This is a genomic window from Massilia scottii, from assembly GCF_030846495.1.
GTDB lineage: Bacteria > Pseudomonadota > Gammaproteobacteria > Burkholderiales > Burkholderiaceae_D > Telluria_A > Telluria_A violaceinigra.
Genome location: NZ_JAVCWM010000031.1, coordinates 66,145 through 77,402 on the forward strand (window position 1 = coordinate 66,145; position 11,258 = coordinate 77,402).

General features: G+C 53.0%; 14 protein-coding genes. 6 read left to right on the forward strand and 8 right to left on the reverse strand.

The window, feature by feature from the left end:
• Complete coding sequence (locus RBA41_RS28835) at window positions 1-213, reverse strand: hypothetical protein (protein ID WP_306627811.1); 213 nt, start codon at window positions 211-213, stop codon at window positions 1-3.
• Window positions 214-307: 94 nt separating this feature from the next.
• Here RBA41_RS28835 and RBA41_RS28840 point away from each other — a divergent pair, with 94 nt between their 5' ends.
• The 3 genes from RBA41_RS28840 to RBA41_RS28850 all read left to right on the forward strand — a co-directional run bounded on the left by RBA41_RS28840 (window position 308) and on the right by RBA41_RS28850 (window position 2,928).
• On the forward strand, window positions 308-688 hold the full coding sequence (locus tag RBA41_RS28840; protein ID WP_306627812.1) for a hypothetical protein: 381 nt from the start codon (window positions 308-310) through the stop codon (window positions 686-688).
• 237 nt (window positions 689-925) lie between these two features.
• The gene (locus RBA41_RS28845) at window positions 926-2,074 is read left to right on the forward strand and encodes a DNA cytosine methyltransferase (RefSeq protein WP_306627813.1); all 1,149 of its coding nucleotides are present in this window, start codon (window positions 926-928) and stop codon (window positions 2,072-2,074) included.
• A complete protein-coding gene (locus RBA41_RS28850; protein WP_306627814.1) occupies window positions 2,071-2,928 on the forward strand; it encodes a hypothetical protein in 858 nt (285 codons plus the stop codon). Before RBA41_RS28845 ends, RBA41_RS28850 begins: the two co-directional genes overlap by 4 nt.
• Before the next feature lie 33 nt (window positions 2,929-2,961).
• Here RBA41_RS28850 and RBA41_RS28855 read toward each other — a convergent pair whose 3' ends face one another.
• From RBA41_RS28855 to RBA41_RS28875, 5 genes are all read right to left on the reverse strand, one after another.
• Window positions 2,962-3,393 carry a very short patch repair endonuclease gene (locus RBA41_RS28855; RefSeq protein WP_306627815.1) on the reverse strand — a complete coding sequence of 144 codons (432 nt, stop codon included), beginning with the start codon at window positions 3,391-3,393 and terminating at the stop codon, window positions 2,962-2,964.
• On the reverse strand, window positions 3,380-4,096 hold the full coding sequence (locus RBA41_RS28860; protein WP_306627816.1) for a GIY-YIG nuclease family protein: 717 nt from the start codon (window positions 4,094-4,096) through the stop codon (window positions 3,380-3,382). The genes RBA41_RS28855 and RBA41_RS28860 overlap by 14 nt, the downstream gene beginning before the upstream one ends.
• A gap of 114 nt (window positions 4,097-4,210) precedes the next feature.
• The gene (locus RBA41_RS28865) at window positions 4,211-4,441 is read right to left on the reverse strand and encodes a hypothetical protein (RefSeq protein ID WP_306627817.1); all 231 of its coding nucleotides are present in this window, start codon (window positions 4,439-4,441) and stop codon (window positions 4,211-4,213) included.
• A 1,030-nt stretch (window positions 4,442-5,471) separates the two neighbouring features.
• Window positions 5,472-6,536, reverse strand: coding sequence for a tyrosine-type recombinase/integrase (locus RBA41_RS28870; RefSeq protein ID WP_306627818.1), 1,065 nt, complete (start codon window positions 6,534-6,536; stop codon window positions 5,472-5,474).
• Window positions 6,537-6,548: 12 nt separating this feature from the next.
• Window positions 6,549-6,848: a hypothetical protein gene (locus RBA41_RS28875; RefSeq protein WP_233294975.1), complete on the reverse strand. Its 300-nt coding sequence runs from the start codon at window positions 6,846-6,848 to the stop codon at window positions 6,549-6,551.
• Window positions 6,849-7,451: 603 nt separating this feature from the next.
• Between RBA41_RS28875 and RBA41_RS28880 the strand changes: the two genes are divergently transcribed.
• Window positions 7,452-8,921, forward strand: coding sequence for an MEDS domain-containing protein (locus RBA41_RS28880; RefSeq protein WP_306627819.1), 1,470 nt, complete (start codon window positions 7,452-7,454; stop codon window positions 8,919-8,921).
• Entirely contained in the window at window positions 8,848-9,291 is a 444-nt protein-coding gene (locus RBA41_RS28885) for a sensor histidine kinase (protein ID WP_306627820.1), read from the forward strand. The genes RBA41_RS28880 and RBA41_RS28885 overlap by 74 nt, the downstream gene beginning before the upstream one ends.
• A 289-nt stretch (window positions 9,292-9,580) precedes the next feature.
• Here RBA41_RS28885 and RBA41_RS28890 read toward each other — a convergent pair whose 3' ends face one another.
• A complete protein-coding gene (locus RBA41_RS28890) occupies window positions 9,581-10,006 on the reverse strand; it encodes an SRPBCC family protein (RefSeq protein WP_306627821.1) in 426 nt (141 codons plus the stop codon).
• A gap of 162 nt (window positions 10,007-10,168) precedes the next feature.
• Here RBA41_RS28890 and RBA41_RS28895 point away from each other — a divergent pair, with 162 nt between their 5' ends.
• Complete coding sequence (locus tag RBA41_RS28895; protein ID WP_306627822.1) at window positions 10,169-10,660, forward strand: hypothetical protein; 492 nt, start codon at window positions 10,169-10,171, stop codon at window positions 10,658-10,660.
• A gap of 273 nt (window positions 10,661-10,933) precedes the next feature.
• Here RBA41_RS28895 and RBA41_RS28900 read toward each other — a convergent pair.
• Window positions 10,934-11,258: hypothetical protein (locus RBA41_RS28900; protein ID WP_306627823.1), on the reverse strand; the 325-nt coding region annotated here is incomplete at its 5' end.

Here is an 11,258-nt window from a genome sequence, read left to right on the forward strand (position 1 = left end):
TCAGCGCGCTTTCTGATATTTGCCCTGCAAGGTGCCGATCGAGTCGACGCCGTCGTGTCCCAAGGCCCAGCTACGGGCGAACTCAACATCTTCGATGTCATCCTCGGGCACCTCGGCGCGCAGCCAGGGCGCCGCGGCGTTGCGCACCTGGTAGAGCGTGGGCTGGCCCAGCTCGTCCACCAGGTCATGCGCTATCGGAATTACTGGTGGCATCACGAACATCCAAAAAAGAAGCCCCGCACGCATGACTGCGCCGGGGCTGTGCCTCAATGTTCAGGCAAAGGTGGAAGGGATGACTGGTGCAGCCATGAAAAAAGCCAGCGGGACGAACGTCGCGCTGGCTCCAATCTGCTGGATGCCCGGTGGCAGGCCCCGCCCTATCTGGACGGTGGCGCGCCGAGAACATGAATCTGCCGCCTGCCCCGTGGCGGGCACAACGCCGGCGAATCGCCAGGTGCGTCATGCCCGCCCGACGGCGAGACGACCCGATGTCGTCCTCTTGAAAGCGCCCGTATTAAAAGCCCTTTTCGCAAGAGTCAGTTTTTCAGACTATCGAATTGGAGCGAATTTTACGGCTTTTTGCGCAAGTTTCGCCATGCCTATTTCGCGCAAAATTCCTTGCGCGCATAGATACGGCGGGAAAAACAGCGATTTTTCGCGCAACGTAAATTATGTTAATACAAATTGACATTGCGCCATTGTGGCGCCACAATGGCGCATATGAAGAATTCGATACTCAAGCTCGCTGTAACGCGTACCCTAGAACGCTTGAACGTAAGACTGCATCAAGAGACCCTTGAAGCAATTGACAGTTCGCGCGCGTGCCGTGTCGGTAGTGTTTCAAGAAACACATGGATTGCGGAGGCGATTCAAGAAAAACTTGACCGGGATATAAATACTAATGATCAGCTAGGAAGCGGCACTTATGAATAATTTTTATGAGTTCTTCGCGGGTGCAGGCATGGCCAGGGCAGGCCTAGGCATAGGCTGGAATTGCCTGTTTGCGAATGACTTTGACCACAAAAAAGGAATGACCTATCAAGCCAACTGGGGAACGTCCGGCGAGTTAAGAGTCGGCGATATTAAACAGATTGAGCTTGCTGACTTGCCAGGGCTTCCGGATCTTGTTTGGGGGTCTTTTCCCTGTCAAGATCTTTCTCTAGCGGGCGGCGGAGCCGGCTTGCGAGGTGAGCGGTCTGGTACGTTCTACCCTTTTTGGGACGTCATTAAGAGTCTCATCGAAGATGGACGAGGACCGAAGATAATCGCTCTAGAGAATGTCTGCGGGGCGCTCACTTCTCACGAAGGCAAAGACTTTATAACCATCTGCGATACATTCGTTAAAGCAGGATATAGACACGGTGCGCTAGTCATCGATGCGTCATTGTTCGTCCCGCAATCTCGACCACGGTTATTTTTTATTGGTGTTAGGGATGACGTCGAAATTGAACCGAATTTAACTTCACCAGGTCCGATTGAACCTTTTCATACACGGGGCTTACGCAACGCATACGAAGGTATTTCGAACAAAGCAAAGAAAAAATGGATATGGTGGAATGTCCCGACGCCAGCACATCGTAACTCCACATTTGCGGATCTAATCGAAGAACGCCCTGAAGGTGTGGCTTGGCATACTAGTGCAGAGAGCGAGCAGCTTATCGGAATGATGTCACCGATTAATTTAGCGAAGCTCGAAGCAGCAAAACGATCAGGACGCCGGATGGTAGGTTGTGTCTATAGACGCACTCGTGTTGAGGACGGAATAAAAGTTCAACGAGCAGAGATTCGGTTTGATGATGTTGCTGGATGCCTACGTACGCCGTCGGGCGGATCAAGCAGGCAAGTCATTGTTGTTGTCGAAGGAAAGAAAATACGTTCTCGCCTTATTTCTGCTCGAGAAACCGCACGCTTGATGGGCCTTAGCGACAACTACAAACTGCCGAAAAATTATAACGAAGCCTACCATTTAACGGGAGATGGCGTTGCCGTCCCAGTTGTTCGTCATCTTGCTCAATACGTTTTTGAAGCACTTGTACAAACCAGAGCTACAATTACGCATCAAGCTGCTGCATGAGTATTATTCCCTGCGAACAGGATAAAGAGCTTAGAATGCAAATCGAGAGGTTTGCTGAAGTTTTGAAAACTGAAGCACATAAGCTAGGCAATCATGGTCTTGATGAAAAAGAATTTTATAATTCGGGATTATTTCGTGGTGCGGTAGAACGAGTACGCGGACAATTTTCCGCGACAATGCGCAGTAAACGTGAGTTCGTGCAACATGTCCTGAACCATATGGAAGATGGTGGGTACATCGTAGGATGGGACCAAACAGATGACTCCAATCGAAACGATTATTTGGTGCGGTTAAACAGCGGAAGATCGGCAATAATTGATTTAAAGGGTTGTTTAGATGGTAACAATACGAATATTTTTGAACGTCCGCAAGATGCTGATGAATTTATAATTTGGAGCATCTGTACCAATCTGGGTGCCGATCCGAGGAAAAACACTTGGTCAGGGATTCATACAAGGCTCGGGGCCGAAATGATTTCGCGCAACCAACGGGTCGATGGACTGGTTGTATGGGATATGATGTGTGGAACTATTGGACGGCCTTGCCCAAAAATCGAACTTAGCTCAGCTCGACGCATAACAGATATCGGACCATTTAGAACGCCGCCGGCATGTGTGTATTTATTCCCGTCTTTTATACCCAACGAGAAAGCCCAAATTGCTGAAGCTCAAGCAATAAATGGCGTAGAGTTGATTGCAGCCTTCCATCTATGCTTTCAAGGAAAAGCGGAAGAAATTAACTACGTCGATTTTAATCTTTCTGCGCAGGGCGGTGAGATCGTAAGAAAGACAACTGTTCGTCGTGGTGGCATTATCCAAAAACAGTCCGAGATGGTCGCAATTCGTCGCGTTTAGCTGTTAGCATAGATTGCTTTGCAGCTTAAACGCCTATTTTTTTCTCATATATTTAGTTGCCCCTAGAAAAGCGGTCAAGCGAGTTTCTAACTCAGCGCGATTTCTTACTTTAAGTTCGCATTCCCATACCACCGACGTTTCCCATCCTGCACTCTTCAGCTCGTCCATTGAACGTGTATCTCTGATTTGATTTTTAGCAATCTTCGCCTCCCAATATTCCGCGTTAGCTTTCGGTTTACGGATGCCGCGTTTGCAATTGTGCCCATGCCAAAAACAACCGTGTACGAAAATAACTTTACGGCGCTTCGAAAAAACTATATCGGGTGAACCGGGCAAATTATTACAATGAATTTGATACCGATAGCCTAACGCGTGCAAAGTTTTTCGAATAATTAATTCCGGCCTCGTGTCTTTAGAATGCACGGCCCGCATGATTTGTGAGCGTATATTGTCAAATTTCGTCATTACCTTCACTCTCAACTGACGATGCGCCTCCTAATGCCTCATAGCGACGCTGTGAGAGCCACTGGAGACGCTGGGCTTGAACTAGCAAAACTCGTCGAAGTCCCCCTTGTACTTTTCTTTCTGAAATGACCTGGGCGACTCGAGAGATGATTAGAGCTCGACGTGCAATGCGAAAGTCTGGGTGGGATCGCAAATCATATACTCGATCTGATACGACACGTCCACGGAACGAAACAGGAATTGGAACAATCTCAGAGCCAGGAGGTGGGTCTTTTTCATTTAAAATCGCCTTAAAATGAGACTGGGCTACAGCAAGTGCAGTCACCATTCTTTCTAACGTGTTTAAATGATGGCGGGCCATAGAGTCTTTGCTCGGGATAGACTGGTATTCAGGAAGTGGCCAAACTTCTATTTCGAATACCTCGAAGGGATCAAGAACCGACATCGCAACAGCGTCGGTTCGTTGGTTTGTAAGGTGACGCCGAATTCTAGTACGGAGCATTTCATTTGTTTGACCTACATAAATTGGCTCTCCGTCGTAATCAAAAAATGCGTAAACTCCCCACTTGAAATTACCCACCTTCATCATTTGTCCGGTAATCGTGTTCAGGAAAAATGAGTCTAAGTATCTGGCAAGATTGACTCGAAGATCCTCCGTTTCGAAGGGAGGAATATTAACGTAGTCCGAGTTTCCAAAAAGCAAAGGATTCTCCTTTCAACTAAATTTATGTTTATTAAACCGCGGGTTATTTATTAAGTCGCACCAACATCTTTCCCTTCGACGTTAAGAACGCCAAATCTTTGTTTCAACTCTTTCTCAAATGCTGCGAAATGACGCATCCTCTGCGTCCGAACGAACTAAAAACAGCCCTACGGTTTCGCGCCATATTTTAATCCGGGTATCCCTGTATTTTCCAATATCTAAAGCCACCACATCGATAAGTGTAGTTGCCTTCACTAACAATTTGTCGAACTCATGAGGCTCCCAGCTTCTCTCGATCGAAAAAGATAAACCCTTATCAAACTGAAGAAAATCGTCCTCGTCCATAAATGGGGACCTCGAAAAACCTACTGCGCGACGCAATTTGCATCCGGCGATGCTCACCGTACCTTCGTACGGCTGCGCTTCTCGAACACGACTTACGCCGCTCGCGACGGTTTTTCGAGGTCCCCAAATATCTTGGAGACTGCCGCCTCGAAATATTGAAGGACTTCTATTACCTGATCACAGTGCATCACGGCGGCGAAGTGATGCCCTTCGCGCCAGTGGGTGAGGAGTTCGCCTAATGGTGGCGAAGCAGGCCTGGGCTCCTGATCGCGCGGACATCATTTTACATTCAACACACCCCCCACGTGAGGAAGGAAACGCCCAGCTTCCATCCGATGCTTGTTACTTCCACTCGTGCTTTCAACGAGAAGGCTGGCATCGTAATGGGGTTCCCATGACGCACGCCGCATCGAACGCGGACAATCAGTTCGCCGTGGCCGTCAAGGGTCCAAAAGACGAGGTTGAAGATATCCTCACCTTTCAGCCAAAGTCATTCGACTGGCGCACGCGAAGCTTGTGAGCATCCTTGGGGCAGTGCCCACGCCACCGTACTGGAAGATGCGCTGTCCAGGCTGGGCATGATCTGCGGCTTCAACCACCCCTAGCGCATTTTCTGGATGCCGACAGGTCGTAGCGCGGTTTCGTGGTCGACGTCGCGCGGAATGAATTCGGGAGAGGTTACACGAAAAGGTGAGTGCAACTTTTCTTGTAACCTGATTTTGTGTAACTTTTCGGCCCCCTCAACAGGTCCCGAATTTTGACAAAATAGCCTAGTCCGAGCCGGTCCGGCAGCTGCTCGACACGGCCCGGCGATGCGCGTGTAATGCCTTGATTCCTTGGAAAATTTTAGCTCCTCGCGGCGCGGCGGAATAACGACTTCCGCACCCGTGGAACATTCTGGCCGATGACACCAATCTGTTTGCATTTGGGCGCTGTCCAGCCTGCGCAATCGGACGCGGAACTGTCGATATTCCCCGGAAGCAATGCAACGCCCAGAATTGTCACTGAGGATTAGGTGTTGTCACGAGAGTCAAGCACCGCTAGGGCCGGTTTGACGCGCATCGCCCATTTTCCGCCCACTGTAGATTTTGTCCTCGATCCGGTCCTGCGCACGGCTGGCCACATCCATGTTCACTTCCAGGTAGCCCATCGTGGTCTTCGGGTCCTTGTGGCGCATGATGGCCTGGATGGTCTGAATGGGCGTGCCTTCTTCCGACATGAGGGTGGCGCAGGTGCCGCGCAGTCGGTGAGGAGTGATCCCAGTCAAGGAGGTGGCGGCGTTGGCGCGGCGCATAGCGTATCGGGCGAATCCATCTGGCAACGCCCTGCCCTGCTTACCTGGTGCGATGAGGCCCTGCGGTCGTCGTTGGGGTGCCAGGTACGCAACCAGCCAGCGCGGCATCGGCACTGGGACCGCCTCCTTCCCCTTGGTAATGCCGGGCGTGAAGGTTCGCCGCTCCCAGTCGATCCACTCCCAGCAAGCGCTAGCCGCTTCCGACTCGCGCAGGCCCAGGCCGTACATGAGACGCACAGCGATGGCGACGGACGGCGAGCGCGTAGTCGCCTTGTCGATCTCGGCGAGCCAGTCGTCGGTGGTGTTGGTGGGCAGCGTGGCGCGCGGGATTTTCTGGACCGGCAGCATGGGCACGTCCCACGGCAGCTTGGAGATGATCTTGCGCTTGACGGCCCAGTTCACCAGCAGCTTGAGCTTGCGCAGCCAGTGGTTCGCGGTGGCCGGCTTGCGCGTGGCCAGGTGCGCGTTTCGCGCCTTCTCGATGATCTCGGTGCCCAGGTCGCTAATCAGCAGCTGGCCCAGCCCGTGAAGGTGCCGGCGCTTGAAAACGTCGATCCCGCGGCGATGCGACTTGCTGGCGATCGGCGCGCGCAGTTGCTCCCATTGCTCGATCAATTCCTCCAGCGTCGGGACCAGTTGCATGCCGCTCGCGAGCAGGACGGCATCGGCGTACGCCTTGGACATGATCGCGTGTGCGCGCTTGTGGTTCACCTCGTGGGTGGTGCGCTGGCGCCGCGCGCCACCGGCGAGCCGGAAGCGGTAGTGGTAATACTTGCCAACCTTGAACAGGGTGCTGGACATGCCGCGCCCCGGTCAGGCTGGGGGGATGAACGAACCGAGCTGGTGTAGCACCGGCGCCGGCGGCGGTTCCGGTGGCAGCGCCGGCGCGGCCATCGCTTCGTGGGCCTTCTTGATGCTGTGGCTCATGCTGTAGGCGGCCTGCCCAAAGCTTTTCACATGATAATAATAGGTGCGCTCGCTGATGCCGAGCGCGGCGGCCGCCTGCTTGGCCAGCGCGGCGTCGCCGACGTAATACGCCTTGAAGGCCAGGAACTTGCCCTTCCATTTCTTCATGTCGGCCAGCGTATGCACGGCCATGTTGAAATATTGCATGTCAGGGTGGTTGCGGGCGTTTGGCTCCCTCCCTACCTTGGACGGCTGAAGGCGCCCAAGGGTCCCGCTGCTGGCCGGCCGCATGTAAAAGCTGCGTGTCTGGCACCAGCGCACCCACTCATCACAATATTCTGCTACTACATCCCGATTTTTCATCTGTACTGCCTCCGTGGTCAACTTGCGGGGCAGTCTAAAGCCGGTTAATGCATAACTTAGATTTTCACCTTAAAGAGGCGGACACAGAATTCGGGAAAAATAGTACGATAAGCTCAAAAATTACAGCCAAATACCCTGGGGCGGGGACGGAAATCGTCTAAAGTACTATTTCCGACTGCCCATCGGTCCCGCAAGGTTTTACGCATAAATTTGCTTTTAGCAACAAATGTGTTCGTATCACACGCATAGGGTGTCGACAAACACTTGTTTTCTGACGGTCCGCTTTCGGCCAAAAGCGGACATCACAAGATCAAATCAATCCGGTATCGGTAGCGCAAAATCAAACCGGGTGTGGATCTGGGGAGCAATTGTCACATTTTGACGTGTATCGGCTGGTACAATTACTCGTTATAGGTGTGTTGCCTACGCTAATGTAAGGGGACACGTATGTCCACGCAACTCCAAAATCCGACTCTCCATCAATCTCATCCTCCATCTCATTTCGTACGCTTCTACCAAGACGAGGTCACGCTTCTGAGCGAAGTTGCCGAGTTCATTGAGCAGGGATTGCGCACTGGTGGCACGGCAATTGTCATTGCTACCAACGATCACATAATCGCGTTACAAGATCAGCTGCAAGGGCTGGCCTCCTTGAACGGCGAGGAACAACCCCTAAAGCACCTGATCGTGCTGAATGCGGAAGACACGCTAGCGCTGTTCATGGTCGACGACTGGCCGGACGAACGACTGTTTGACCGCACGGTTGGGAGTGTCGTCCGCAGTGCCTGTCATTCTGGAACAGTAGTTCACACGTTTGGTGAAATGGTCGCTGTACTATGTTCCCGCGGCCTGTATAACGCAGCAGTGCGGCTTGAAGAACTGTGGAACAGCTTGGCTCGGGAATACCGGTTTGCGCTTTTTTGTGCCTACCCATGGCAACAATTTTCGAGGGTCGGAGACGCTGCTGCGTTTCAACGCATTTGCTTCGCGCATGACCATGTCTCTCATTCGACCCAGGCTCTAGAGAAGAGCGATCCAGATGTGTCTCGACAGCTCGCCATCCTGCAGCAGGAGAATCATGCCCTGCGCTGTGAGGTTGTCCGAGGCAGAGAAGCGGAAGCGACACTGCAGGACCGCGAGCGGGAATTAATGGACTTCCTAGAGAACGCTGCCGAAGCCCTGCACCGCGTTGGACCAGACGGGACGATCCTCTGGGCCAACAAGGCCGAACTAGCGATGCTCGGTTACCGATGGGATGAATATGTGGGGCATCACATCTCGGAGTTCCATACCGACTCCGATGTCATCGCGTCCATCCTGACTCGACTGCAGCAAGGACAAACTTTGCTTGACGAGCCAGCACGGCTAAATCGCAGGGACGCCTCAATCCAGCATGTGGTCATCAGTTCAAACGGTTGCTTCGAGAATGGCCGCCTGCGCTACACCCGTTGTTTCACACGCGACGCGACCGAACGCCACTTGCTGGTACAACTGCACTGTGAGCGAGAAGTCCTGGTAACAAAACTCTCCGAAGCCAACCGTGCAAAGGACGAATTCCTTGCGATGCTCGGCCATGAATTGCGAAATCCGCTCGCGCCTGTCAGCGCAGCTGCAGAGGTGCTCAAAATCGTCGCGAACGATCCTGAACGGGTGCAACATGTGGCTGGTGTCATCAAGCGGCAAGTAGGGCACATGACTGGCCTGGTTGACGATTTGCTTGACGTCGCTCGGGTCACGCGGGGTCTGATCGCTCTCGACACGTCCGTGCTCGATCTTCGGGCGATCTTAACTGAAGCCGCAGAGCAGATTGCCTCGCGTGTCCAAGCTAGCTGTCAATCAAAGCTTGCAGCTCGACATCCCGCGCGAACCAGTGCTTGTCCTGGCCGACCGCAAACGCATCGTCCAGGTTGTGGCTAACATCCTCGTCAACGCCAACAAGTTCACACCAAATGGCGGCACCATCAATATGCGCTTGCATGCCGATGTGGGCGAAACAGAATTGATCGTATCAGACACAGGCATTGGCATGGATGCGGAATTATTGGCACACTTATTCGACCTGTTCGTGCAGGGGCGTCGTACGCCCGACAGAGCTCAGGGCGGGCTAGGTCTCGGACTTGCCTTGGCGAGGAGTTTGGTGGAGCTACACGGAGGGTCAATCACTGCTGCCAGCAAGGGTACCGGTATGGGAAGTACATTTATAATCCGCTTGCCGCGGTTGCCGAACGATCTTGGCAATGCAGATAATGAGCGAAGTGGACCCAAACTCGTCCCAATCCTTGGATAGCGGAACAAATGTCGCCTATCTTGGGCCACACCGATCAGGTGGCAGACTGAAGTGGCCAATATTCCTGGAATACAAGCGCGATATCCACCCATTGGGCAGTGAACTGATCCTTGCGAATGCGCATACAAACTTTCAACAGTGAACGCAAATGACCACTTGCTAGTCGCCTGAGTGTCCGGTTTGGGGCGGCAGCCGCCGAGCCGATGGGGGCCAGTTCGCCGTCGAGGAACATCGACAGGACCCGGCCAACAGCGGCCACTGGCCGAAGAACGTCAGCTCCTGCAGCCGGTTAGTCAGCAACCCTGCCCGTCTCCGCTAGTCGCTTGAGCGATGCCAAGGTGAGTGGAAGCCCAGTACGTAACGGATTGCCGACGATACGGCCCAGCAGAAAAGACAATGCACCGGAAAAAGTAACTCTATGGACGACTTCGGTACCGGCAGCAGTGACGTTGAGCTCGTGCTCAAACACCATACGGAAGAGTGGAATCTGCGAGTCGACAGTGAACGACTTGTTGGGAACCACCGAGATGAAATTCATTGGGACAGTGATTCCTTTCGGCGGAGTGATTTTGCCTTTGCTCCCTGTCCGGAATGGCCCGTCAATCGACGCCTCTTTGGTATCTGGGTCCCAAGTTTTCCAGTTTGGGACATCCGCGTAAATCTCGAATATTTTCTCGGGTGGCACAGAGATTGTGACTCGACTTTCCACTTGCATTCGGGCTCCTTTGTAGTCAAGAAATTACACAACGCATTCTACGAGTTCAGCGTCTTCGATATCCTTAGTCGCTATGGCTCAGTCTTTTGCTGGCTGAGGTCGTGGTGAACAGTGTTACATTATGGAACAAATAAGCTAAAGTATAATTTTTAGGGTAGACACATGCCAAATATCAGCGATCGTATGAAGTACCTTAGGCGCATGGAGGCCGCTTTTGCTTTCGCCTTCCCTGCAATTTTCTTGTATCTTTGGCAAAAATCGTCGGAGCCAGTAGGATGGGAGCTGAGGGTGCCTGCTATGTTATTGGTGAGTTACCTTCTGTTTCAGGGTGCTTGGTATTGGCACTTAAAATTGGAAGCACTCACTCGAAGGAAACCCCTGCCGCCTTACTTCCATTCGCTATACCGCACCTTCAAGTGGACGAACATTGTACTTCTAATAGGCATGTCGCTAGCGCTAACTGTCGCAATAGTTAGGGGTGTCAACCATGCAGATATCATCTGGACGAGTTCCTTGCTCGGTGGTGCCATTCTCGAACAGATCAATTACTATCACTACCAACTGATGTATGACACACGCGGCGCAATCGCAAACCTCCGCCGCAATGCACGTCTACGCAAGGCCGCCCTTGCTGTCGATCTGGCGCGCGCCTGACGGAACCAGAGCCCCGTTGCGCGGCGACGAGAGTGGCTAGACGCAAGACGGATCGTGCAAGCCGTACCGGCGAAACAGTCGCTGTCGCGCACGAATGCGGGCATTTCAAGTAGTTCCCGATCGCACACGAAATGAAGGCGGAGCCTGGTTTAAGCTCGTGTCTAAATAGCGCGTGCAACTAGGTGCGTATGACCACTTCAGGGCGAAACCGGACGGTCGGTCGGCGGTGCTGTAACCTTAACATACTATTTTTTCGAATTCTATGCTCGGCCCTTAAAGCGCGCGGCGCCACGGAAACGCTGGCGAATAGCCAAGGAACAAAGGCTTAGCGAAGAAGTTGCGCACGCGCGGCGGGACGATAGAGCGCGGCGCTTCCGGTGCGCTCTCCTTTTCGAGCTGGTGCCGGGCGCGTGTCGTTAGTTTGTATTTGATCCCCTCGCGAATCAGACAGCCGCGTTCGACCAGATCGCAGTAAAGCTCGACCATCTTGCAGTGGTCGATGCCGGCCGGGAGCTTGCGCGTGACGAAATCCCCATGCACCTCGGCGCCCCGATAGATCGTCATTGGCCCCTTGAGGAACGCTGTCAGGATCTGCTCG